The sequence below is a fragment of the Pyxidicoccus sp. MSG2 genome (assembly GCF_026626705.1).
Classification (GTDB): Bacteria; Myxococcota; Myxococcia; order Myxococcales; family Myxococcaceae; genus Myxococcus.
Genome location: NZ_JAPNKC010000001.1, coordinates 9,202,161 through 9,224,763 on the forward strand (window position 1 = coordinate 9,202,161; position 22,603 = coordinate 9,224,763).

Here is a 22,603-nt window from a genome sequence, read left to right on the forward strand (position 1 = left end):
CTGAATCGGGCCATCCTGGCCGGGGCCCGGTTGCGGAGTGTGAGCACGAGGCCCGGAACGGGATGCCGCAGAGCGGCTGTCGCACGGGACGTACCCGGCTCCTGCTATTTCGGACCCAGCGTCATGAGTACCTCCGCAACGCCGTCCGCGTGCTGCGGGTTCTCCTGGGCCACCGTGCGGAAGCCACACTTCTCGAGGACGCGGATCGACCCAACGTTGTGGACGGCGACCCATGCATGGAGCGGACGACTCGGCTCGAGCACGAGGAACTCCGAGAGCGCCTGTGTCGCGATGCCCTTGCCCCAGTGCTCGCGACCCATCCAATAGGCGACGAGCCGCTTGCCATCCTGTTCCCAAGTGCCGATGTACCCAGCGACCCATCCGTCGACGACGATGGTGCGGTTCACGTTCTCGGGGCGGAGAACGTTCGTGCGCCAGTGGGTCAGGAAGGCATCGCGTTCCCGCGACGGGAATGCGGCCATGTGCAGCGCGACTGCGTCCCGCTGGTGCTCGAAGAAGATCGGGAGGTCATCATCCGTTACGTTGCGCAGGGTCACCAAGAGAGTCTCCGTGAGCCGAGTGACGAGCCGATTCTAGCCAGGGGATCCACGCTGGGGGCGCTGCTGCGCCTCCCGCCTCAGCGCCCCAGTGGAGATTCCCGATGCGCTGAGCGGGGTAGGGGAGTGGGCCCTCCTGGATTCGAATCAGGGACCCATCGGTCATGAGCCGGGGGTGGGGCGGGTTGGCAGGGGCTCGCAGGCCCTGGCACTGGCTCGCAACCTGCGGAAAGGACTGAGAGGCCCGTGGGCGGCTAACGGTAGCGTGTGCCCTGGAAAGGTGTGGCAGGGGAGGAGCGGATGGAGGGAGCGCCGGTGGGCGTACCGGCGGAGGCCGCCGGAGGGGGCGGTGCTGTACGAGGCGGTGAAGGACTACCTGGCCACGCTGCTGGCGGAGGCGAGCGAGGTGGGGCGCGGCCTGCCCCGGTACGTGGAGCGGGACTTCGCCCGGTACCTGGAGTGCGGAGTGCTGGCGCACGGCTTCGCGCGAGACTACGGCGTGCAGGTGTTCACCTTCGGGGACCAGTGCCACTTCGTCCCCTTCGGAGAGATGGTGCCCAGCGGCGACAACCGCGTGACGCTGAGCTCCACCGCGACTACATGGTGGGCGAGCTCAAGTCTGGACGGCTGTAGACCTCGCGCATCACGGCGGCGAGCAGATGAAACCGTCCGTGGTGGTCTCCCGCGCGGCGACCTGCCAACCTCCTCCTGCAATCAGACAGGAGGAGTCATGACCGTTCCCGTGCGAATCAAGGTCTTCGTGGACGGAGTCCTGGTCGGCAACCACCAGTACACCCTGCCAGTCATCCGGATTGGCAGGTCGCCCGGAATGGACCTGTTCCTCGACGACCGGGCAGCCACCCGCACGCACTGCATCATCGACACGCTGGGCGATGGCACCCTGCTCCTGCGGGACGCCGGTGGCGCGAATGGCACGTTCCTCAACGGAAAGTGCATCAAGGAGAGTCCCCTCTCCGTCGGAGACGAAATCCGCGTGGGCAAGACAACCCTGCGCGTGGAGGACCCTGGTGCGTGAGCACGAGCGCGACGCCCGGCGCCGGTAGAGGTGCGCGCCCGTGCGCAGCACGAAGGCCAGCACCGCGGCCACCGGCCCGAGCCAGTTCCCCCACGCGAGTGCGAGCGACGACAGCGGCGCGGTGACGGGCACGCGCATCACCCGCCCGGAGCGCTGGTTGTCATCCACCTCGGCCCGCACTGCGCCGACGAGAAGCTCGAGGCCGAGGAACTCTCGGAGCTCCTGCACCACATCGCTCAACTGCGGCCTCTGGCGCCGGACGCCTGGCGGGAGCATGTCGCATGGTTGTATGCGGATGACCACCGGTGGAACCGCCAGGATGCCGCCGAGCACCTGCCTCCGATGCTGGGGTTGCCGCCGCGCGCGGTAGAGCCCCAACCGGACGAAAGCGCGGCGACTGCGAAGGCGAGGCGGACGTGCATGGGCTCCTCCTGGAGTCGGATTTCGGACAGCATGGAGCGGAAGGGGCCCTCCTCAATGCCCTGAACGCCGTGAGGACACCGAATCACCGAACCAGGGAGCTGACATGCGATTGCAGTACCTCAATCCCAGAGCCCCCGTCTTCCAGGATGCCGCAGGCCAACGCACGGTGGTTCCGATGGAGCGCCTCGCCGCGGTTCCAACCGCCTCGGAGCTGACCCTCTCCTCGTTCAAGGCGGAGCAGTTCAACGCCTCCATCATGCTGGAGCTGGGCTTCTCGTCGATGCAGGGCCGCAGCGACAGCACCTACGACTTCTACATGTTCGCCTTCTCGTTCGCCTCGCCCATGCTGAGCATCGAGAACGTGCAGGGCATCGACCGGGCCTTCGAGTACGGAACGTCGGCCCGCATCGCCATCAGCGTGGCGCGGACCACGGCCACCGCCTCGCTCAACCTGGCCGGGCTCGCCCCCATGAGCCAGGTCCTATGACGCTGGCCACCATCGCCGCGGACTGCACCGTCAGCGGCCCGGGCTCGGCCTTCCAGGCGTCCGTCATCGGAATCGACGCCGCGGCGCTGCTGCGCGAAGTCCCAGGCCTGGCGACGGTGATGGGTCCCTTCGACATGGACAAGTACCAGGAGCTGGGCATGGTCCAGACGCAGCTCGGCGAGTACATCCAGGACAACGTCGCGGCCCTGCGGCCCCAGTTGCTGGAAGTCGAGGTGGACCTGTCGAAAGTCACCGCGCCGTACGCCAACTCACCGTCCACGCTGCTGGGCATGTCGGGCATCCAGAACGGGAAGACGGAGCAGCAGGCGTGGGCCAAGCGCCCGACGCCCGACAAGCTGCCAGCGGGCATGTCCGTCGACGAGGCGCTGGTCAAGGACATGTACGACGCGCTCGGCGTCGACGACAGCCAGCCGACCTCGTCCCAGAAGGCGGCCGCCGCGAAGTCGACGTTCCGCGGCGAGTAGTCCGTCCGTACCACGCGGCGCCATCTCCGGCGCGGAGTGGGAGGCCGGGCTTCGTGGCTTGAAGCCCGGCCGGGAGGGTGAACGCACTCCAGCCGCAGCCAAGGCGCGCCAGCCAGCGGCCTGGGAGCACGGCGTTGGCAGGGGTGTGCCTGAAGGGGGCTGCAGGGTCGCTCCACCGGAAAGGCGCATCGGCTTGGGGGCCCCCTCCAGCAGCCCTCTTGCCCCGCGGTGCCCCGGGCCGCTCCCCGCAACAGGGCCCTCATCCTTCCTATGGGCTGGCTGGCACCAGATCGTACTTTCAAGTATCTACATGGTTCCAAGTCCTGTTCGCCTGGCGTTCGGTGGCTTGAGCTGTCCCTGGCGTGGTAGTCCCTGAACAGGTCCGCGGATGAAGAACGAAGAGAGCACGCAGAGCCGCCGCCAGCCGCGGCAGGAGCGCTCGCGGCAGACGGTGGAGGCCGTCCTCGATGCCGTCCCCAGAGTGCTCAAGAGGCACGGGGCCGGAGCGGTCACCACCAACCGCATTGCGGAGGTGGCGGGGGTCAGCATCGGCTCCCTGTACCAGTACTTCCCGGACAAGCAGGCCATCTTCAATGCGCTTCATGAGCGCCATGTGGAGGATGTGAAGCACAGGATGGAACGTGCCGTGGCACAATGCGCGTCGAGTACCCTCGACGAGTTTGCGGCCTGCCTGGTGGAAGGACTGGCGGATGCCCACCTCGTAGAGCCTGAGCTCCACGAGATGATCTCCGCCGCAGTCCCGGCTTCCTCGCTCGGGTTCAAGGAAGCCCTTCAGATGGCATTCGAGCTGGTGATTCCATCGCCCGAGGTCGGCACGTCCCGCCCGCATGCGGGCGACCGGAGGTTGTTCGTCCTGCCTCACCTGGTCGAGGCGCTGGTACACGCTGTGCCCCAGGCGCGCCCTCCCTTCACGGTTGATCGCGCCAAGGGCGAAGTCATCCGGACGGTCCTCCATTACCTGGACCGGCCATGACCCCTCACTGAAAGGCTTCGGCGTTCTGATTGAGCCAGCGGTCGAAGGCGAGCGGCTTGCGGCCGAGGATCCGCTCAACGCCGTCAGAGACAGTCGTCAGTCTGCCGTCTCGGATGGCACGCCAGATGTCCACAAGAGCGTCCGCATACTGACGGCCACCCCCGTATGCGAGTGCAGCCTCGTGGGCTTCTTCGTCTGAGAGCTCCTCGTAGCGGACCTCCTTCCCAATGACCGCGCCAATCCTGGCCGCCATGGCGGCGTAGCTCAGCGCCTCGGGTCCGGTGACCACCAGTGACTCTCCTCTGTGCTCGCCCGTCGTGAGTGCGTGAGTGATGACGTCGGCGAGGTCGTCGGGATGAATGAATGCGATCCTCCCTTGCCCGGTAGAGGAACGGAGGACCCCCTCCGTGGCAATCGACTGAGCCCAACCGAGCACGTTCGACATGAAGGCGGCTGACTGGATGAACGTGTACGGCATGCCACTCTGCCGGACCGCGTCCTCGCCGCGCGCGTGCCATGGGCCGGTTCCCACCCCGGTCCGGACGTCCAGCGTCGAGAGCTTCACCAGGTGCTTGACACCCGCATCCACAGCGACCTGAACGACGACTCGGTCCCGACCGGCGAGGCGTGGCCCGCTGTTGAGGAGAAACACGCCGTCGCTGCCGGCGAGTGCCTTCTGTAGAGCGGGGCCTGGCCTGGCCAGGTCGCCGACGTGCACGTCAACCTCGTCGCCGAACAGCGCCCGTGCTCGGGCTGCATCCCGGACAAAGACGCGGGGACGATGCCCACCTCTGATGAGGCGATGGGTGACGAGAGAGCCGATATTACCTGTCGCGCCAGTCACCAAGAATGTCATTGAACGCGGCTCCAGGTTCGCAGGAGCTCAAGGACGACCTTTCGCTGACCGGCAAGCGAAAGGTGCAGGCCATCCTCCGTGAAGAGCTCAGGCGGTGGAGATGCGTCGAAGGCCGCAAAGAGGTCGACCGTGGGCTCCTCGAGGGCACGGATGGCCTCCGCGACACGGCGGACGTCCTCGTTGCGGAAGTGGACTCCGAAGCGGGACAGCCCCCAGTGCTTCGACACGCGATCCTCAAGGACCGGGGGAGGCGTAATCCACAGGCGACGTGCCTGCGTCCCCTGTGCAGCACGGGAGCGAAGCTCCTCGAGGTTGCGCGCAGTCTCACGGGCGTCAACGAGAGTCTTGCCCGCGTTCGGGCCTTGAGTCCGCGCGTCATTCACGCCGATGAAGAAGATGATCCAATCCGGCTCCTGGATGAGGGCGTTCCCTATCCGCACCAACCCATGCGTGGTCGTCTCACCGCCTACAGCGTTGATGGCCACTGAGACTTCATCATGGGGACGCTGAGCCGCCACCAGCTCCTGGAGAATGACCGCCCAGGATTGAGGATCCGCCGTGTGACTGTCGCCGAACGTGACGATGCGTGCGCTCTTGCGCAACGGTAGTCTTTCCATCATCCGGCTGAATTCGGGTTCCGCGAGCAGCCCCTGTGCGGCTTCTCTTGCGCCCTTCTTGCTCTGAGCGAGCTCGGCGCGGTACGTCTCCGGCTCGAGGCCGAGCAAGGCGGCGCACGTCTCGGCAGATACTTTGCCGCCGCCCGGAAGCGACGAGACGGTCCTCTCCGGTTGAAGGACCTTCACGAGCCAGCGCCTCTGTTCAGTTGACCATTCCATGTGCTCCATCTCCGGTGACTGGGGAGGCATAGAGGTACCGGACAGGGGCCGCACGGTCAGCTCGCGTTGCCCCGCGGCCAAACCCTTGAAATGACTCCTTCCTTACGCAGCGGCGAGTGACTTGCTCAGGTTCCACGCCCAAACGCGCAGCGGTCGTGCTCGCGGAGGCCCGTGATCGTCAGGCCATCAGCCGTCATTGGGGAATGAGACATAGGTCCTTGGCCCGGATTCTCGCCCTTGTGACGGGCCGGGGAGCCCGCCCCCGAGGCGAGAGCAAGCGAGCAGGCGCCGTCTTCCACCGCGCCGCGCACCGCCGAGGCCGAGTAACACCGCATAAGAAAGCGGCGCTGGGGTGAACTGTCCTTCAGCGGAAGTCCAACCCTCCCTGGGGCGCGGCTTGTACCACCAGGACCCGTACCCCACACTACGGCCCCGTGCTCTCCCCATAGGAAGGTGGACATGTTTCGGTATTGGACCGGCATGTCTTCGTTGCTCTCCGTCTGTGCGCTGACAGGCTTTGTCGCCTCTCACACGGCGGTAGCGGCGGAGTCCGCGACGTGTCAGCCCATCACCCTCTCAAATGTCATACCTCCGCCGATACCTTCTCGCATGTGCTTTTTTCCTGCATGACAAGTAACCTCTTCAACACCATCGCACCACATCAATATGTTATGGTTATGCTGTTTTGTGTTTGAAGTGAAATTACATTATTTCGTCATTTGCTTCTGGTGCTGTTGCATCGACCTGCTTCTATAGACAAGGCATTCTCGGCACGCTTCGCAGGCTCAAGAGGCGATTTCTCGGCGTAAACACATTGGAAGGAGAACGTCAGATGAACCTCAGATTGACCATATCGTGCATAGCACTTGTTGCAGCCGGTTTTGTACAACCAGCTCTCGCAGGCGACGGTAACGATCAGGGTAACGATCAGGGAGCAAACGGGACGTCCTACATCGCAACCATTACGGATTCGAATGGAAATTTCGCCTCTCGCGGTGTCATCACGTTACACAGCGATCACACGATGTCGGTGATAGATTCCGCACAAGGAGGCCCGCAATTCTTCTTCAGCAGCCAACTCGGCGCGTGGCGTGTGGGCCGCAACGGAGTGGTAACCGGCAGAACGATCGACTTCGACTTCCCAAACGCGGACATTGCACGCTTGGATTACACCATTCGCTTTGGAGCGAATGGTAGTGCCACGGGCACAATCACGCTCACAGTCTTCCCCATTCACGCAAACCCACTTGACGGCGGCGGAACCGTCGTAGGGACATTTACCTTCACCGCCTACTCGATTGCGCCCTAGCAGGTTAGAGCGACCGAGACATCTGCGAGACCAGGTGTTGCTAACAGGCGCAATGCTGCGTCAGAGAAGCGTCGTATAGGCGATGCACTGAGAAGTTGCCACCACCAGTCTCCAAAGCCATGAGGACATTGGGCGCTGCGCAAAGAGCGCCCAATGTCTCTCCCAATAACCATTGCCGAGCTTGGCTGGTCCAATGAGAGTCCCCCGCTTCCGTGGACACCCCGATGTGATGGAAGGGTGTTCGATGTCGGAGAGCGAGAAGAAGAGGCGGCAGCGGCGTAGCTTCAACCCGGAGTTCAAGGCCGGGCGGTGAAGCTGGTGCTGGAGGAGGGCAAGTCCGTCGCGGAGGTTGCGCGGGACCTCGACCTGACCGAGACGGCCTTCCGCAGGTGGGTGGAACAGGCGAAGACGGCTTCATGTGCCGCCAGTTGGGCGTTTCCCGCTCCGGTTATTACGCCTGGGCGAAGAGACCCGAGTCGCAGCGCGAGAAGAGCGACCGCGAGCTGACGGTAGAGGTGGCGGCCATTCATCAGGAGAGCCGCGGCACCTACGGCAGTCCTCGCGTGCACGCGGAGCTGCGCGCACGGGGCCGGCGCATCTCCGAGAAGCGCGTCGCGCGCCTCATGCGGCAGGAGGGCCTGGCGGCCCGCCGAAGGCGCCCCTTCGTGCGGACCACCGATAGCAAGCACGCCATCCGGTCGCTCCCAACGTGGTGGCTCGCGACTTCCGGCCTCCCGAGCCCAACTGCACCTGGGCGGGCGATATCACCTATGGCCACCTCGACGTCGAGGACATGCGCGCGGGCTTGGAGCAGCTCAGCTTCCGGCCCGCCGAGGAGTCCCATGCAGCGGTGCTCCCGCTGGCCGTGGGCGGCCCGCATGGTGCGCCGGTGGTGCGGAACTCGGCTGAGGCGGATTTTCGCCCCGGTGCCTCGGTAGAGATTCCCGAGTCGGTGCGCGGGGTTGAGGGGAGTGGGCCCTCCTGGATTCGAACCAGGGACCAATCGGTTATGAGCCGACAGCTCTAACCGCTGAGCTAAGGGCCCCCAAACACGCAACTGCCGGGTGAATAACCTCCGCCGCGAGCCGCTGGCAAGGGGGACCCCCGCGGGCTGTTGTCCGAAGGCCCATGGGGCACCGTCATCCGCGCCCGTCGTCCACCTTCACGCGGAACACCTCGCCACGTTGGCGCACCTCCACGCCCTCGGCACGAAGGCGCTTCGCCTGCTCGTGGGCCACCATGGGCGCCAGGGTCCCGTCCGAGCGGATGACACGCCACCAGGGCACGTCGCGCTGCCGCGCCGGCGGCAGGCCCGTCAACTCGTGCCCCACGCCGCGCGCCGCGCCCGGGCGCCCCGCATAGAGCGCCACCTGCGCGTACGAGCGGACCTGTCCGCGTGGAATCGCGCGCACCGCGCGGAACACCGTCTCGGAGAAGAGGGGACGTGGCTCCGGGCCCGATTGCGCCACCTCGGGCCGCGCCGCCCCTCCAGCCAGCTTCGGCCGCGTCCCGCGCCTGGAGCTCGCCCCGGGCTTCACCTTCGACTCGGACTTCTGCCTCTTCGCGCGTGTGGCCATGGCGCGAAGACTCTAGAAACACGAAGGCCCCCGGTCCACGAAAGGAACCGGAGGCCTCGTGCTGCTCAGCTCACTCCAGGCTCAGCTCTCCACGAAGGAGCGCAGGCGCTTGGAGCGGCTCGGGTGGCGCAGCTTGCGCAGCGCCTTGGCTTCAATCTGACGGATGCGCTCGCGCGTCACCTCGAAGTCCTGGCCCACCTCTTCCAGCGTGTGGTCGCTCTTCTCGCCGATGCCGAAGCGCATGCGGAGGACCTTCTCCTCGCGCGGCGTCAGCGTGGCCAGCACCTTGCGGGTCTGCTCCGCCAGGTTCATGTTGATGACCGCGTCCGCCGGCGACACGAGGCTCTTGTCCTCGATGAAGTCGCCCAGGTGGCTGTCCTCTTCCTCGCCAATCGGCGTCTCGAGGGAGATGGGCTCCTTCGCGATCTTCAGGACCTTGCGGACCTTGTCGAGCGGCAGCTCCATCTTCTCCGCAATCTCTTCCGGCGTCGGCTCGCGGCCAATCTCCTGCACGAGGTAGCGGCTGGTGCGGATGAGCTTGTTGATGGTCTCGATCATGTGCACCGGGATGCGAATGGTGCGGGCCTGATCGGCGATGGCGCGGGTGATGGCCTGGCGGATCCACCACGTGGCGTACGTGGAGAACTTGTAGCCGCGCTTGTACTCGAACTTGTCCACCGCCTTCATCAGGCCGATGTTGCCCTCCTGGATGAGGTCCAGGAACTGCAGGCCGCGGTTCGTGTACTTCTTCGCGATGGAGACCACGAGGCGGAGGTTGGCCTCCACCAGCTCGCTCTTGGCGCGCTCGGCGCGGCGCTCGCCCAGGCGGATGGCGTCGTAGTTGCGGCGCAGCGACTCGACGGGGAGGTTGGCCTCCTCCTCGACCTTCTTGATCTTCCGCACCGCCGTGCGCACGTCGCGGTCCAGGACCTCGAGCTGCTCGGGCGTGAGGTTGAGCTGCTTCTGCAGCTTCTTGCCGATGTTGGGGTTCTCCCGCGACTCCTTCAGCTGCGGGCGAAGCTCCTTCATGGAGATGCCGTAGCGACGCTCCAGGTCACGGAGCTCGTCCTCGGCCTTGTCCACGCGCTCGATGAGGGCCTTCAGGTTGATGACGATGCGGTCAACCTGCTTCTTGTTGAGCCGCATCTCCTCCAGGACCTCCATCATCTTGGTCCGGAGGTCCTTCATCTCCTGCTTCAGTTCCTTCTTGCGGACCTCGGTCAGCTTCTTCTTGGAGGCGAGCTCCTCCTCCAGCACCTCGCAGTCCTTGGCGAACTTGCGGAAGCGCTCGATCTGCTTGCAGATCTGCTCGATCTTGTTCAGCTCGCTCTGCGCGAGCTGCGCCGGAGCGTCGCCCTCGCCGACTTCCTCGGGAGCCTCGTCGGCGCCCTCGGCCTGGGCCTCTTCAGGCGCGTCCTTGATGACGTCGCGCACGCGCAGCTTGGCCGTCTTCAGCTTGTTGCCGATGTCGAGGATCTCCTCCACGGCCACCTTGCAGGCGAGCAGGGCGCGCAGGACTTCCTTCTCGCCCTCTTCAATCCGCTTGGCGATTTCGACTTCGCCCTCGCGCGTGAGCAGGCTGACGCTGCCCATCTTGCGCAGGTACAGGCGCACCGGGTCGTTCGACTTGCCGCCCGGCTCGTCGTCCTCGTCCTTCTCGTCCTCGTCGGCGTCTTCCTTCTCCTCCTCGACGGTGACGGTGGGCTTGATCTCGTTGTTCTGGGCGGCCTTCTGGGCGTCGACGATCTCGATGTCGTTGTCGCCGAACATGCTCATCACGTCGTCGATCTGATCGGACGACACGATGTCGGCGGGGAGCGCGTCGTTCACCTCGTCGTAGGTGAGGAAGCCCTTCTCACGGCCCGCGGCGAGCAGGTCCTTGACCTCCTTGCGCTCGGCGACCGGATCTTCTTCGACGTCGTCCTCGACGGCGTCCGGGTCCACCTGGACGGCGGCGGCAGCCTCCTCCGCGGCCTCCTCGGGGTCCACGTCGTCCGCCATGGCGGAGGTGACACCCTTCTTCTTCTTGAGCTTCTCGGTGGCCTCGGCGACGACCGCGTCCTTCGCGGCAATGGCCTCCTTCTCCTCCGTGCTCGCCTTGGTCCCCTTCGCCGAGGTCGCGGAGCTCTCCGGCGCCTTCTTCTTGCGGATCACCGGATCCACCTTCTTCTTGGTGGGCTTCACGGACGCCTTCGAGGGCTTCTGCGTCGGCATTCGGGTACTTCTCCTTAGGAAATTCAGGGGCTTGAGGCCAGGGGCGAGCCGGCCGATCTACCGCAAAGTCAGGGTTTCTTACAAACGCGAACTCAAACCGGTTGCATGGGCGCCTTTGTTCCCGAGGAGCCGGGCTTGAGCTCCTCCAGGACACGCTTCTTGAGGGCCAACAGTTCCACGCGCTCCGAAAGGAGCTGGCGCGTCTCCTCTGTCAGGTCGAACGCCCCCGCCGTCTGCTCCGTCGCCCGCCTTATATAAATGAGACGCTCGTCAATGCGCCGCACCATGATTTCCCTGCAGATGTTCGAGAAGTCATGCTCGAGCGTCATCCCCTGCTCGGGGAGCTGGCGCCAGGCTTCCTCGACGGCGCGCTTCACGACGTCAGACGCCTCGTAGAGCGCATCCTCGGTGCCATGCCCGGACGTGGCGTGAGCAAGCGCCATTCGCAGTCCCATGTGTGACAGCTCATCACACACGCGGAAGGTGTCCCGAGCGAGCAGGCGGGCGTCCCTGAGGACGGCGGCGACGTAGAGCGTCTCCAGCCTGGGGGGTGGCTTCTCCGTGGGACGGGGCGGCTGCTGCGCGGGCGTGGCGTGCTGCTGGGGGCCCACGGTGGTGGGCTTGGGGCGCAGGTTCTTGAGGGAGTCCTCGACGATGGCGGCCGTCCAGCCGAAGTGCGAGGCAAGGGCCTCGAAGAGGTCCTTGCGCACCAGCCCCGGAGGGACCTGGGCGACCATGGGCTTGATCCTGTCGAGGGCCGCCATCTTCTCCTCGAAGGGGGAGCGGGTGCCGTCCGGGAGGACGGTGGAGAACAGGTGCGAGGTGAGCGGCTGCGCGCTGTCGAGCAGTCGCTCCACTCCTTCCAACCCTTCACGGCGCGCGAAGGTGTCCGGGTCGTCTCCCTGGGGCAGCAGCGCCACTCGGGCGTCCGCTCCCGCGGCGAGCAGGGGACCGGCAAGTCGCTCGACCGCGGCAAGGCCGGCCTTGTCGCCGTCCAGCAGGAGGAACAGCCGCTTTGCCTCGGCGCGCTTGAGCACCTGGAGATGACCGGGCGTGAGGTTGGTCGAGCACAACGCCACCGAGTGGCGCACGCCCACCTGGTACAGGCCGATGCAGTCGAAGTAGCCCTCGACGAGGATGGCGGCCTTGCGCTTGTGCACCTCGTCGCGGGCCTGGTTCATCCCGAAGAGCGTCTCGCTCTTGTTGTAGATGCGGGACTCGCGCGAGTTGAGGTACTTGGGCCCGTCATCCGAGCCCACCAGCCGACCGCCGAAGGCGATGGCGCGCCCTTCCGGCGAGCGGATGGGGATGATGAGCCGGCCCCGGAAGAAGTCGATGTAGCCCTCGCCGGTGGAGCGCGGCGTCACCAGGCCGGCGTGCTGCCCCCACTCGAGCGTGCCCTGCTTCTGGAGCCGGTCCGCCAGGAGGCTCCAGGAGTTGGGCGCCCAGCCCAGCCCGAAGGCCATGGCCGTCTCGTCGGACACGCCGCGGCTGGCGATGTAGGCGCGCGCGGCGCGGCCCTCATCGTGCTGCCAGAGCAGGGTGCGGAAGTGCTCGGCCGCGAAGTCCGTGGCCTCCTTGACGCGCTGCCGCTCGCGGACGCTCGGGTCCTCCTCGGCCTCCACGTCGATGCCCAGGTCACGGGCCAGGTCCTTCACCGCGTCGACGAAGGTCTTCCCCAGGTAGCGCTGGACGAAGGACACCGCGTCGCCGCTCGCGCGGCAGCCGTGGCAGAAATAGAAGCGCTTCTCCGGCACCACGTAGAAGGACGGTGTCTTCTCCTGGTGGAAGGGGCAGCAGGCCTTCCACTCGCGCCCCGCCTTCTTCAATTCCACGTGGCGTGAGATGAGGCCTACGAGGTCGACCCGGTCGAGAATCTCCTGGATTTTGTGTTCCGGAATCACGGCTCCCACCCCCTGGCCCACGCACAGGTGGGCGCACGCCTGACATCATCGCAGCCCGGGCTGACGTCTCCCGTCCGCCAGGCGACCTGGCGGATCCTGCCCGCGGCCGTGGCCGAGGGGGAGCGGGGGACGGGCGTGGACGGATGGGGCACGGACGGGACTCCTGCGGCCCCCTGGACACGGCTTTCCGTCGGACGGGGCGGAAGCGGGTGGGGGCCGGCCCAGGCACTTAATGACGGGGGGACAGGGGGGCAAGTTTCCGCCCCCTCGGCTGCCCCCAAATGCAACGGCGCCGCCGGTTTCCCGACAGCGCCGCACGGTGCTTCACGCCCTGGAAGCGGCTCAGGACAGCTTGGCGAGCTGCGTCTTCACGGCGTCGGAGATGGCGCGGCCCTCGGCCTTGCCCTGGAGCTTGGGGTTGAGGTTCTTCATCACCGCGCCCATGTCCTTGGGGCCCTTGGCACCCACCTCGGCGATGGCGGCCTGGACCTCGGCGGTGAGCTCGTCGGCGGTGAGCTGCTTGGGGAGGTAGTTCTGGAGGACGCCGATCTCGGCCTCTTCCTTGTCCGCCAGCTCGGGGCGGCCGCCGGACTTGAACTGCTCGATGGAGTCACGGCGCTGCTTGATGAGGCCGGTGATGACGCTCTGGACGCCAGCGTCGTCGAGGGCGGAGGCGCCGGGCTCGACTTCCTTGTACTTCACCGCGCTCTTGAGCATCCGCAGGACGCTGAGGGTGAGCTCGTTCTTGGACCGCATCGCGTCCTTCAGGTCCGCGTCGATCCGCTCCTTCAGGGTGGCCATGTCGCGACTCCGCTGGGGGAAGTTGTGTTCGGGGACTGGACGGCGGGAGCCAGGGCACCTGACGGGGCCCCGGCTCCACACGCGGGCCTCGCTTAGAACGACTTGCGGGCCTTCTTCACCGCGCGCTTCTTGGCGGCGAGGGCCTTCTTCTTCCGCTTCACGGAAGGCTTCTCGTAGTGCTCGCGCTTGCGGATCTCGGAAAGGATTCCGGCCTTCTCGGTGGCCTTCTTGAAGCGCTTGAGGGCGCTTTCAATGGACTCTCCTTCCTTAACTCGGATACCGGGCATACTGTCACCTCCTTCCGCCATGCGTAGATGTGGGTGTGACTTTAAAGGGGCAGCGGGTATGTCCCAGTGCAGGGCAAAACGCAAGGGCGCTGGACGGAAACGCTAGTGCCGATGCACTAGAGTGGCCGCATCGTGAGCCCTGCCCTCCTCCTGGTGGTGCTCCTGGCGACCGGCCAGAGCGCCGGCACCGGGACCAAGGACTGCTGGATGTCCTGTCAGCGGCATGTGACGGACGCCGCGCAGCGCGCGAGGGCCTGCAGGGCGTGCCTGCCCGGCGGCCGCGTGGACGCCTGGGTGGGTGCCCTGGAGGGCATGAGACCGTCGAATCGTGAGGCCCTCGTGTCCGCCCGGAAGGACGCGGACTGGCGGGTGCGCTGGGCCGCGGTGCGCGCGGATGCCCGGCTCCGCGGCGTCACGGAGCGCCGGCTGCTGGCGGAGTGGGTGGCCTCGACGCCGGCCTCTTCGGATCTGGACGCGTGTCTCACCGCCGCCCGCGCCGCCGTCGAGGCGGGCCAGTCCTCGGCGGACTTCCTCAAGGACGCCGGCGCGCGGGGGCCGGAGGCCGCGGCCCGGGTGTGGGCGCGGCGCGAGGGCATCCGCAAGGCGCTGGAGTTGGAGCTGTACGCGGAGGACGCGACGGTGCGGGGCACGGCGCTCGCGCACCTGTCCGGCTTCCTGGGCCGGCGGCCCGCGCGGGTGGTGCTGGACGCGCTCGGCTCCCGGCCGGAGGCGGGAGATGGGATTACCGCGGGCGCGCTGAAGGTGGTGGCCGAGCGCAAGCGCACCTCGGTGGGGCGCCTGCTGCTGGATGAGGCGCGGCCGGCGGACGAGGCCCGGGTGAACCGGCTCTTCGCCGTGTACTCGCGCGAATTGGAGGCGCTGCAGGTGGACCTGGCCGGGCCGGACCCGCTCCAGCGCCGCAAGGCGGTGCAGTCGCTGCGCGTCTACGGCCCGCTGGCGCGCAGGGAATTGGAGCACGCGCTGGAGGACGTGGACCGGTGGGTGCGCGAGGCCGCCGCGCGCGTGCTGGCGGACGCGGAGGGCGTGGGGCTGCGCCTGGCCGCCGAGCGCCGCCTGGTGGTGGGGGATGCCACGGTGGCGCGGCCGTGGCTGGAGGCCATGGTGCACGAGAAGGGCTGCGCGGCCTTCCTCCTGGGCGCGGCCCGGGAAACGCAGCTGCCCGCGGCGCTGCGGGGCGACGCGCTGTCGCAATTGGCGGACTGTGACGAGGGCTCGCGCGAGCGCTTCGCCGCGCTGGCGCTCTACCTGCACGACTCGCAGGCGCTGGTGCGGGCCGGTGCCGTGCGCGCGCTGGGCGCGCTGCCGGCGCGCCGCACGGAGGTGGCGGAGGCCACCTCGCGCGCGCTGGAGGACCCGGCGCCGGAGGTGGTGGCCGCCGCGCTGGAGGCGGTGGGCAGCCAGCGCCAGTCCACGCGGGGGGACGACGCGGCGGGGCTGCTCGGCTCGGAGCACCCGGTGGTGCGCGCGGCCGCCGCGAAGGCGCTGGAGCACATCGGCCGGCCGCTCCATGTGAAGGACCTGGCCGTGTGTCTGCGGGAGGACCCGGTGTCCTCCGTGCGCGTGGCCGCGGCGCAGGCGCTGGGGCGCATCGGTGGGCCACAGGCCGCGGCCGCGCTGTCCGACGCGGCGGCGCGCGACGCGGACACCCATGTGCGGCACGTGTCGCGCGAGGGGATGAAGCAGCTGGGCTTCGGACTCTAGCGGCGCGCGTAGGGGAGAAGCCGCGAGGCTCCTCGCCCCGGTCAGATGCCGCTGACGGCCTTGGCGTCCACGCGGTTGCGGCCCGCGCGCTTGGCCCGGTACAGGTACTTGTCCGCCGCGGCGATGAGGTCCTCGGGCTGGGAGAAGTCCGAGTCCAGCAGCGTGGCCACGCCCAGGCTGATGGTGACCTTGATGGGCGTGCCGCCGAAGACGAAGTCGGCCTTGTCCACCGCGTAGCGGCAGCGCTCCGCGCACGCCAGCGCCTGGTCCTCGGCGGACTCACGCAGCATCAGCGCGAACTCCTCGCCGCCATAGCGCGCCAGCAAATCCTCGGTGCGCACCGTGTCGCTCACGCGCTGGGCGATGCGCGTCAGCACGTAGTCACCCGCAGGGTGCCCGTACGCGTCGTTGATCTTCTTGAAGTGGTCCACGTCGAACAGCACGAGCGACAGCGGCACCCGGTGGCGCAGGCAGTAGCTGAACTCCTTGCGCACCGTCTCCAGGAAGTACTTCTTGTTGTAGACGCGGGTGAGGCCGTCGCGCGTGGCGGACTCGTAGATGCTGCGCTGGTACTGCTCCTCCAGCGCGTCCTGGATGGAGAACTTGAGGACGGTGTTGGAGCCGATCTGGATCTTGTCGCCGTCGTAGAGCGGCGCGGCGTTCACCTTCAGGCCGTTGAGGTACGTGCCGTTGGTGCTGGCCAGGTCCACCAGTTGGAAGCGCCCATCCCCCAGCGCCACCACCTTGGCGTGCTTGCGGGAGATGCCGTCGTCCTCCACCTGGAACTGGGCCTCGGAGCTGCGGCCCAGGACGACTTCAGAGCGGTCCAGCTTGAACATCCGTCCGATGCCCGCCGCGGACTTGGCGCTGATGACGATCAGATACGCGCTCTGCTGCTGGGCACTGCCCAGCAGGTCCGAAATTGAATGGACGGAAGTTTTCTCCTCGGACATCGCGTCACCCATCTTACGGGCCGCCTTTTCGTGACGGCAAGCATGCTGCCCTCTTCTCCACCACGGCCCGTCACTCCGCCCGCACCCGCCGCGCGGGGCGGCGGCGCTTTGGCGCGGGTGGGGGGACTGTCGGCCGTCCGACGGTCAGCTCGCCTGCTACAGGTGTCCGGATGAAGCGCGCGAGGGCCTCCGGGGAGTGTGGGTGGTAGGCCAGCCCCTGCATCAGCTTCACCAGCGCCGCCGAGGGCGTCATGTCCGCGCCGCCCACCGCGCCCGCCGCCAGCGCCTCCGCTCCGGACTCATAGAGGGAGAGGTCCACGCCGTTGCGGTACGCCTGGCTCACCACCACCACCGGCACGTTCCGCTCGCGGGCCTGGGTGAAGAGGGGCCTCAGCGAGCGGCCCAGCTCCGGGTCGATGGGGAAGTTGCCCGCACCGTAGGCCTCCAGCACCAGCCCGTGCACGTGCGGCAACAGCTGCATCGGCAGCGCCGGATCCAACCCGGGGAACACCTTCAGGAGGAAGACGCGCGAGTCGAGCTTCTCGAAGAGGCGGAAGGCGCCGCGCGGCTTGAGGCCCGGCTCGAAGGTGGCATCCACGCCCAGCGTGCCCAGCACGGGGCAGTTGGGGCTGTCGAAGGCGTCGTATTCGGCCACCTTCACCTTCCGCGTCCGGTTGCCCCGGTACAGGTGCGAGTCGAAGCAGATTGTCACCTCGCGCGGGCCCTGGATCGCCGACAGCACCGCGTCGATGAGGTTGAGCCGGGCGTCCGAGCGGATTTCCCCCAGCGGCCGCTGCGAGCCCGTCAGCACCACCGGGCAGGGCGGATTGCGCAGCATGAAGGACAGGGCGCTCGCCGTGTAGGCCAGCGTATCCGTTCCATGGGTCACCACGGCCCCGTCGAAGTGGGGGAGGCGGTGGTGGAGGTGGGCGGCCATGCGGCTCCACAGCTCCGGCTGCATCTCCGAGCTGTCGAGGTTGCTGAACAGCTCCAGCTCGATGTCCGCGAGCCGGAACAGCTCCGGGGCGCGGGACTTGAGCGTCTTGAAGAAGGCCGAGGGGCGCAGGGCGGATGGCCGACCACCGGCCATTCCGAGCGTGCCCCCCGTATGCAGCAGCAGGACTCTGGGCATATGGGCAAGGGGGCTTCCCTGCCAAGGCTGGCGTTCCTTTACAAGCCCCGCGCGCATGGCTAAGACCCGCCGCGTGCTCCTTTCCTGCTGGAAGCGTGTCATTCCCCTGCTGGCCGCCGCCGTCCTGACGGGGCCCGGCTGCAAGAGCCCCGAGGGCGCCACTCCGGCCGCGTCCCAGGCTCCCGCCGCCCCCGCGCCAGCCGCCACCCCCGCCGCGGCCCCGGCCGCCCAGCCCGCGCCGGCCCCCACCTCGGGCCCGACGGACCCCGCCTCCGTGCTCAGCGGCATCCCCGGCATGGACTTCTCCTCGCTGCCCCCGGCGGCGAAGCGCGAGCTGGCCACCGTCCTCAGCGACGAGTTCTGCTACTGCGGCTGCCCCCACACGCTGGGCGCCTGTCTGAAGCAGCACACCCCCTGCAAGCACGCGAAGCGGATGGCCCGGCTGGCCGCGCGCATGGTGGCCGAGGGCAACCCCGCCACCGAGGTCATCGTCTCGCTGTCGCAGTACTACGCCGCCTTCCGCGACCCGCGCCCCCAGTTCAAGGTGGACGACCGCATGTGCATCGGGAGCGCCAGCGCCCCGGTGACGCTGGTGGAGTTCTCCGACTTCGAGTGCCCGTTCTGCGGCAAGGCCCGCCCGGTGCTGGAGGCCTTCGCGAAGAAGAACGCGCAGCAGGTGCGCTTCTGCTACCTGCCCTTCCCCCTGTCCAACCACGCCAACGCCATTCCCGCGGCGCAGGCGGCGCTGTGGGCGCGAGATCAGGGCAGGTTCTGGCAGATGCACGACGCCCTCTTCGAGCACCAGGAGAACCTCAAGCCGGAGGCGCTGCCCGCGCTGGCCAAGAGCGTGGGGCTGGACGGCGACAAGCTGGCCGCGGTGCTCAAGTCGGACTCGTACAAGCAGGAGCTGGAGGGCTTCCGCAACCAGGGCCGCGCGGCCGGCCTCACCGGCACCCCGTCCGTCTACTTCAACGGGCGCTCCGTCGACCTGGGCTTCATCCAGGACGAGATGCTCTCCCACAGCCTCGAGGACGAGCTGGAGTGGCGCGCGAACAACAATGCCTGGGCGGCTGACTGACGCCGGGCATGACGTCTCGCTTCCGCATCGAGGGGTCGGGCCAGCTCGCCCCGGAAGATAGACAGGCCCCGTCGCCGCTGGCGGGGCGCTCGGGGACGTACGCGCTGGTGCCGACGGCGCCAGACCTGCTCGTCTTCTCGCGCACCCCCGCGGAGGGCGGCTCCATCCCCCTGCCGCGCGTGGTGCTGTCCGGGGATGCGGGCGGCTTCCCGCTGTCGGACCTCATCGCCTTCCTCAGCCAGTCGCGCTGGAGCGGCGTCATCCGCGTCAGCTCGCCCGGCGGTGAGCGCTCCGTCACCTTCCGCGAGGGCGAGGTGCGCGGCGCGTCCTCCGACGACCCGGCGGACCGGCTGGGCGAGGTGTTGGTGCGGCTGGGCTACGTGGAGCGCCCCCAGGTGGAGGCCGTGCTGCGCGAGCAGCCGCCGTCCAAGGTGGGCCGCGCGCTGGTGGAGAAGGGGCTGCTCCAGGCGCATGACCTCTTCAAGTGCGTCACCCATCAGGTGAGCGAAATCTTCCACGCCATCGTCCTGTGCCGCGAGGGGAGCTTCTTCCTCGTGGACCAGCCGGTGGACGAGAAGACGGGCCACATCATCCAGCTGTCCACGCAGAGCCTGCTGATGGACAGCATCCGGAAGATCGACGAGATGGCGCACTTCCGGAAGCGCATCCCGCACGGGCGCCTGTATGTGACGCGCAAGCGCCCGTCGGACGGGAAGCTGGAGGAGGACGAGGACCGGGTGCTGACCATGCTCGACGGCCGGCGCACGATTCTGGAGCTGGGCCACGCGGCGCGGCTGTCCGAGTTCGACATCACCAAGGTGGTGTTCCGGCTGCTGGAGGGTGGCTTCGCGGCGACGACGGACAAGCCGCTGATGGTGCCCGCGGCGGCCGCGTCCACCCCCACGCCCGTCCCGCAGGTGAAGCCCGCCGTGGCCGTCACGCCGCCTGCCCCTCCCGCGGCGCGCGCGGTGCCCACGGTGGACCCCCGGCCGGTGGCGCGCGTCTTCAACTTCATCTTCCGCGAGATTCGCGACGAGGTGGCCAAGCAGGGCATGGACCGCGAGTTCATCGCCGCCGCCAACGCCGCGCTCTCCGGGCAGGCCCTGTCGTCGTCGCCGGTGCTGGAGGGCCTGGCCTTCCTGGCGGATGGCAGCCTGCCGGAGCCGAAGCTGATTGAAGCCTTCGAGCGGCACCGCGCGCAGCTGGGCAGCGAGCCGCTGGCGTCCTTCAAGCAGGCGCTCAGCGACGTGATGTTCTTCCTGCTCTTCCAGGCCGGAGAGCTGCTGGAGTCGCGCGCGGACGAGGACCTCGCCCGGCGCGTGAAGGAATTGCTGGCCACGCTCGAGGCGCCGTGACGGATTCAGAGTTGCCGCGGTTGACGGCGGACGTGCCCGGGTGTGGCGGCGCGTTCAAGCTGGTGCCCGAGGACTTCGAGGTGGAGGAGGTGCCTGCGTACCTTCCTTCCGGTGAGGGCGAGCACCTCTACCTCTGGCTTGAGAAGCGCGGCCGGGACACCCGCGAGGTGGTGAAGGCCCTGGCCCTGGCCCTGGGCGTGTCCGAGGACGACGTGGGCGTGGCGGGGATGAAGGACCGGCAGGCCGTCACCCGGCAGCTCATCTCCGTGCCCGCGCGCGCGGAGCCGAAGGTGGAGGGCTTCGCGCTGGAAGGTGTGCGCGTGCTGTGGGCGAAGCGCCACGGCAACAAGCTCCGCACCGGGCACCTGCGCGGCAACCGCTTCCGGCTGCGGCTGCGCGGCGTGAAGGACGTGGGCGCCGCGCGCGAGACGTTCTCCCGGCTGGGGGAGCGGGGCCTGCCCAACTATTTCGGCGAGCAGCGCTTCGGCCGCGCGGGCGACAACGCGGACCAGGGCAAGCTGCTGCTGCTGGGCCAGCGGCTGGCGAAGCGGCCGGACCGCTTCCAGCGCAAGCTGTACCTGTCCGCCTTCCAGTCGCGCCTCTTCAACCGCGCGCTGGTCGAGCGCCTGCGCGCGGGCACGCTGGCCACCGCGCTGCGCGGGGACGTGCTGCGCAAGGAGGAGACGGGCGGCCTCTTCGTCTGCGAGGCGCCCGAGGTGGACGGCCCGCGCGTGGCCGCCTTCGAGGTGAGCCCGGCCGGGCCCCTCTTCGGCCCGAAGATGCCGGCGTCCGCCGGGGACGTCGCCGAGGCGGAGGCGCGGCTGCTCGTCGCGGAGGGCGTCACGCTGGAGGACTTCAAGCGCGGCGGCGGTGAGACGGAAGGCGGGCGCAGGCCCTACCGCGTCCGCCTGGGCTCGCCCGAGCTGGTGGCCGAGCCGTCCTCCGAGGGCGGCGAGGACCTGTGGCTCACCTTCGAGCTGCCCCGGGGCGCGTACGCCACCGAGGTGCTGCACGAGCTGCTCAAGGACGGCTGAGCGGCTGTGCCTTCCGGCGCACCCATCCCCTGAAAACAGCAGCACCTCCGTGGGCCTGGGCCCGCGGAGGCGCTTTGCTTCATCCCGCCTGACGCTCCGGCCGGCCAGGCCGGAGCGGGGCAGGGTGGCTCACTGCTCGATGATGTTGAACTCGGTGCGGCGGTTCTGCGCGCGGCCGGCCTTGGTGGTGTTGGGACCGATGGGCTTCGTCTCGCCGAAGCCGACGGCCTCGATGCGACCCGGGTCGATGCCCCGGCGCAAGAGCTGCGCCTTCACCGAGTCCGCGCGCTTCTGCGACAGCCGCAGGTTCGACAGGTCCTTGCCCAGCGAGTCCGTGTGGCCCTCCACGCGGATCTTCTTGATCCACGGCGCGTCGCGGAGCGCCGCGGCCACGTCATCGAGGATGGCGGTGCTCTGCTTGCCGACAATCTTCGCCGAGCCGGCCCCGAAGAGGATCTGCTTCTTGATTTCGATGCGGTCCTTCTTGATGACGACCGTCTTGTACTGCCTGGCGCAGCCGCGCTCCTCCTTCACGCCGGGCTGGTCCGGGCACGCGTCCAGCCGGTCCACGATGCCGTCGTTGTCCGCGTCCTTGTCGGCGCAGCCGCCGTTCTCCGCGGGGCCGGCCTCCAGCGGGCACTTGTCCTGACCGTCCGGAATCCCGTCGCTGTCGTTGTCCAGGTCCGGGCAGCCGTCGTCATCCTGGAAGCCGTCCTTGTCCTCCGGCTCGTCCGGGCACTTGTCCTGCGGGTCGTTCAGTCCGTCGCCGTCCTTGTCGAGGATGGGGCAGCCCACGTTCTGCACCGGGCCCGTCTCGTTGGGGCACTTGTCCGCGCTGTCCACGAGGCCGTCCTGGTCGTTGTCCAGCTCGGGGCAGCCGTCCTCGTCCTGGAAGCCGTCCTTGTCCTCGGCCTGGTCCGCGCACTTGTCCTGCGGGTCGAAGATGCCGTCGCCGTCGCGGTCCTTCGGCGCCTCCTGCGGGCAGCCCTGGTTCTCCAACACGCCGGGGTTGAGCGGGCACTTGTCGTTGCCGTCCAGCACGCCGTCGCTGTCGTTGTCCGGCTCGGGGCAGCCGTCCTCGTCCTGGAAGCCGTCCTTGTCCTCGGCCTGGTCGGGGCAGGGGTCGTCCTTGTCCAGGATGCCGTCCCCGTCGTTGTCCGTCTCCTCGATGCGGACCACCACCTGGGGCGGCTGCTGTTGCTGGGGCTGCTGTTGCTGGGGCTGCTGCGGCTGGGGCTGCTGCGGCTCGGGCCGCTCGCGGACGAGCACCTGGCGCGGGCCGCAGTTCTTGGACAGCTCCAGCGCGCGGTCCACCGCGGTGTCGGCGGTGCGCACGTGATTGGCGGCGCGGCCGCTGTTGCCCTGGCTCAGCTCGCCCCGGGCGAAGTCGAGGTGGGCTTCGGCCGTGGCCAGCTCCACCGGGGCACAGCGGAGGGCGCCACTGCGGCGGGCGCGCTCCACGTCGTTCGCGAGCACCTCGGTGTCAGCGCGAATCTTGCTGCCACTGACGCAGGCGACGGCGAGGAGCAGGGGGAGCAGCGCGGCGAGGGAAGGACGCGTCAT

At 68.2% G+C, this 22,603-nt stretch carries 20 protein-coding genes, 1 tRNA gene and 1 pseudogene; 10 read left to right on the forward strand and 12 right to left on the reverse strand.

Features of this window, described 5'->3' with window-relative positions:
- Nucleotides 1-104: 104 nt before the first annotated feature.
- Complete coding sequence (locus OV427_RS36115; RefSeq protein ID WP_267860772.1) at nt 105-557, reverse strand: GNAT family N-acetyltransferase; 453 nt, start codon at nt 555-557, stop codon at nt 105-107.
- A gap of 349 nt (nt 558-906) precedes the next feature.
- On the opposite strand from OV427_RS36115, the gene OV427_RS36120 reads away from it, so the two are divergent.
- The 4 genes from OV427_RS36120 (at nt 907) to OV427_RS36135 (ending at nt 3,982) form a co-directional block, all read left to right on the forward strand.
- Entirely contained in the window at nt 907-1,593 is a 687-nt protein-coding gene (locus tag OV427_RS36120) for an FHA domain-containing protein (protein WP_267860773.1), read from the forward strand.
- 526 nt (nt 1,594-2,119) lie between these two features.
- On the forward strand, nt 2,120-2,503 hold the full coding sequence (locus OV427_RS36125; RefSeq protein WP_267860774.1) for a hypothetical protein: 384 nt from the start codon (nt 2,120-2,122) through the stop codon (nt 2,501-2,503).
- Nucleotides 2,500-2,988 (forward strand): hypothetical protein, encoded by a 489-nt coding sequence (locus OV427_RS36130; protein WP_267860775.1) that lies wholly within the window; start codon nt 2,500-2,502, stop codon nt 2,986-2,988. The genes OV427_RS36125 and OV427_RS36130 overlap by 4 nt, the downstream gene beginning before the upstream one ends.
- 388 nt (nt 2,989-3,376) lie before the next feature.
- Nucleotides 3,377-3,982 carry a TetR/AcrR family transcriptional regulator gene (locus tag OV427_RS36135; RefSeq protein ID WP_267860776.1) on the forward strand — a complete coding sequence of 202 codons (606 nt, stop codon included), beginning with the start codon at nt 3,377-3,379 and terminating at the stop codon, nt 3,980-3,982.
- 4 nt (nt 3,983-3,986) lie between these two features.
- Here the strand turns inward: OV427_RS36135 and OV427_RS36140 are convergent, their stop codons facing one another.
- Entirely contained in the window at nt 3,987-4,838 is an 852-nt protein-coding gene (locus OV427_RS36140; RefSeq protein ID WP_267860777.1) for an NAD(P)H-binding protein, read from the reverse strand.
- The gene (locus tag OV427_RS36145; RefSeq protein ID WP_267860778.1) at nt 4,835-5,674 is read right to left on the reverse strand and encodes an SGNH/GDSL hydrolase family protein; all 840 of its coding nucleotides are present in this window, start codon (nt 5,672-5,674) and stop codon (nt 4,835-4,837) included. The genes OV427_RS36140 and OV427_RS36145 overlap by 4 nt, the downstream gene beginning before the upstream one ends.
- An 832-nt stretch (nt 5,675-6,506) precedes the next feature.
- On the opposite strand from OV427_RS36145, the gene OV427_RS36150 reads away from it, so the two are divergent.
- Together OV427_RS36150 and OV427_RS36155 are read left to right on the forward strand one after the other, a co-directional pair.
- The gene (locus OV427_RS36150) at nt 6,507-6,983 is read left to right on the forward strand and encodes a hypothetical protein (RefSeq protein WP_267860779.1); all 477 of its coding nucleotides are present in this window, start codon (nt 6,507-6,509) and stop codon (nt 6,981-6,983) included.
- Nucleotides 6,984-7,227: 244 nt separating this feature from the next.
- Nucleotides 7,228-7,755: pseudogene (locus OV427_RS36155) on the forward strand (IS3 family transposase); the annotation flags it as partial.
- A 200-nt stretch (nt 7,756-7,955) separates the two neighbouring features.
- Here OV427_RS36155 and OV427_RS36160 read toward each other — a convergent pair.
- The 6 genes from OV427_RS36160 to rpsU all read right to left on the reverse strand — a co-directional run bounded on the left by OV427_RS36160 (nt 7,956) and on the right by rpsU (nt 13,766).
- A tRNA-Ile gene (locus tag OV427_RS36160) sits at nt 7,956-8,028 on the reverse strand.
- Nucleotides 8,029-8,122: 94 nt separating this feature from the next.
- Nucleotides 8,123-8,560 (reverse strand): MGMT family protein, encoded by a 438-nt coding sequence (locus OV427_RS36165; RefSeq protein WP_267860780.1) that lies wholly within the window; start codon nt 8,558-8,560, stop codon nt 8,123-8,125.
- An 81-nt stretch (nt 8,561-8,641) separates the two neighbouring features.
- Nucleotides 8,642-10,774, reverse strand: coding sequence for an RNA polymerase sigma factor RpoD (gene rpoD, locus OV427_RS36170; protein ID WP_267860781.1), 2,133 nt, complete (start codon nt 10,772-10,774; stop codon nt 8,642-8,644).
- A 92-nt stretch (nt 10,775-10,866) separates the two neighbouring features.
- The gene (dnaG, locus tag OV427_RS36175; RefSeq protein ID WP_267860782.1) at nt 10,867-12,678 is read right to left on the reverse strand and encodes a DNA primase; all 1,812 of its coding nucleotides are present in this window, start codon (nt 12,676-12,678) and stop codon (nt 10,867-10,869) included.
- A 342-nt stretch (nt 12,679-13,020) separates the two neighbouring features.
- Nucleotides 13,021-13,479, reverse strand: coding sequence for a GatB/YqeY domain-containing protein (locus OV427_RS36180; protein ID WP_267860783.1), 459 nt, complete (start codon nt 13,477-13,479; stop codon nt 13,021-13,023).
- Nucleotides 13,480-13,571: 92 nt separating this feature from the next.
- A complete protein-coding gene (gene rpsU / locus OV427_RS36185; protein WP_002614080.1) occupies nt 13,572-13,766 on the reverse strand; it encodes a 30S ribosomal protein S21 in 195 nt (64 codons plus the stop codon).
- Between the two features lie 132 nt (nt 13,767-13,898).
- Here rpsU and OV427_RS36190 point away from each other — a divergent pair, with 132 nt between their 5' ends.
- A complete protein-coding gene (locus OV427_RS36190; protein WP_267860784.1) occupies nt 13,899-15,488 on the forward strand; it encodes a HEAT repeat domain-containing protein in 1,590 nt (529 codons plus the stop codon).
- A 41-nt stretch (nt 15,489-15,529) separates the two neighbouring features.
- Here the strand turns inward: OV427_RS36190 and OV427_RS36195 are convergent, their stop codons facing one another.
- Together OV427_RS36195 and OV427_RS36200 are read right to left on the reverse strand one after the other, a co-directional pair.
- Complete coding sequence (locus OV427_RS36195) at nt 15,530-16,441, reverse strand: GGDEF domain-containing protein (protein ID WP_267860785.1); 912 nt, start codon at nt 16,439-16,441, stop codon at nt 15,530-15,532.
- Nucleotides 16,442-16,511: 70 nt separating this feature from the next.
- Entirely contained in the window at nt 16,512-17,573 is a 1,062-nt protein-coding gene (locus tag OV427_RS36200) for an asparaginase (RefSeq protein ID WP_267860786.1), read from the reverse strand.
- 73 nt (nt 17,574-17,646) lie between these two features.
- Here OV427_RS36200 and OV427_RS36205 point away from each other — a divergent pair, with 73 nt between their 5' ends.
- From OV427_RS36205 to truD, 3 genes are read left to right on the forward strand one after another with little or no spacing between them, the layout of a single operon-like run.
- A complete protein-coding gene (locus OV427_RS36205) occupies nt 17,647-18,651 on the forward strand; it encodes a DsbA family protein (protein ID WP_267863525.1) in 1,005 nt (334 codons plus the stop codon).
- 8 nt (nt 18,652-18,659) lie between these two features.
- Nucleotides 18,660-20,006, forward strand: coding sequence for a DUF4388 domain-containing protein (locus OV427_RS36210; protein WP_267860787.1), 1,347 nt, complete (start codon nt 18,660-18,662; stop codon nt 20,004-20,006).
- On the forward strand, nt 20,003-21,040 hold the full coding sequence (gene truD / locus OV427_RS36215) for a tRNA pseudouridine(13) synthase TruD (protein ID WP_267860788.1): 1,038 nt from the start codon (nt 20,003-20,005) through the stop codon (nt 21,038-21,040). Before OV427_RS36210 ends, truD begins: the two co-directional genes overlap by 4 nt.
- Before the next feature lie 129 nt (nt 21,041-21,169).
- On the opposite strand, the gene OV427_RS36220 is transcribed toward truD, so the two are convergent.
- Entirely contained in the window at nt 21,170-22,603 is a 1,434-nt protein-coding gene (locus OV427_RS36220; protein ID WP_267860789.1) for an OmpA family protein, read from the reverse strand.

What these genes read in the sequence shown, in the direction of transcription:
- OV427_RS36130 (WP_267860775.1), top strand. Translation starts at nt 2,500, where the DNA reads ATGACGCTGGCCACCATCGCCGCGGACTGCACCGTCAGCGGCCCGGGC.
- OV427_RS36125 (WP_267860774.1), top strand. Translation starts at nt 2,120, where the DNA reads ATGCGATTGCAGTACCTCAATCCCAGAGCCCCCGTCTTCCAGGATGCC.
- rpoD (WP_267860781.1), bottom strand. Translation starts at nt 10,774, where the DNA reads ATGCCGACGCAGAAGCCCTCGAAGGCGTCCGTGAAGCCCACCAAGAAG.
- OV427_RS36210 (WP_267860787.1), top strand. Translation starts at nt 18,660, where the DNA reads ATGACGTCTCGCTTCCGCATCGAGGGGTCGGGCCAGCTCGCCCCGGAA.
- OV427_RS36220 (WP_267860789.1), bottom strand. Translation starts at nt 22,603, where the DNA reads ATGACGCGTCCTTCCCTCGCCGCGCTGCTCCCCCTGCTCCTCGCCGTC.
- OV427_RS36150 (WP_267860779.1), top strand. Translation starts at nt 6,507, where the DNA reads ATGAACCTCAGATTGACCATATCGTGCATAGCACTTGTTGCAGCCGGT.
- OV427_RS36135 (WP_267860776.1), top strand. Translation starts at nt 3,377, where the DNA reads ATGAAGAACGAAGAGAGCACGCAGAGCCGCCGCCAGCCGCGGCAGGAG.
- OV427_RS36180 (WP_267860783.1), bottom strand. Translation starts at nt 13,479, where the DNA reads ATGGCCACCCTGAAGGAGCGGATCGACGCGGACCTGAAGGACGCGATG.
- OV427_RS36195 (WP_267860785.1), bottom strand. Translation starts at nt 16,441, where the DNA reads ATGTCCGAGGAGAAAACTTCCGTCCATTCAATTTCGGACCTGCTGGGC.
- OV427_RS36140 (WP_267860777.1), bottom strand. Translation starts at nt 4,838, where the DNA reads ATGACATTCTTGGTGACTGGCGCGACAGGTAATATCGGCTCTCTCGTC.
- OV427_RS36165 (WP_267860780.1), bottom strand. Translation starts at nt 8,560, where the DNA reads ATGGCCACACGCGCGAAGAGGCAGAAGTCCGAGTCGAAGGTGAAGCCC.
- OV427_RS36200 (WP_267860786.1), bottom strand. Translation starts at nt 17,573, where the DNA reads ATGCCCAGAGTCCTGCTGCTGCATACGGGGGGCACGCTCGGAATGGCC.
- rpsU (WP_002614080.1), bottom strand. Translation starts at nt 13,766, where the DNA reads ATGCCCGGTATCCGAGTTAAGGAAGGAGAGTCCATTGAAAGCGCCCTC.
- OV427_RS36145 (WP_267860778.1), bottom strand. Translation starts at nt 5,674, where the DNA reads ATGGAATGGTCAACTGAACAGAGGCGCTGGCTCGTGAAGGTCCTTCAA.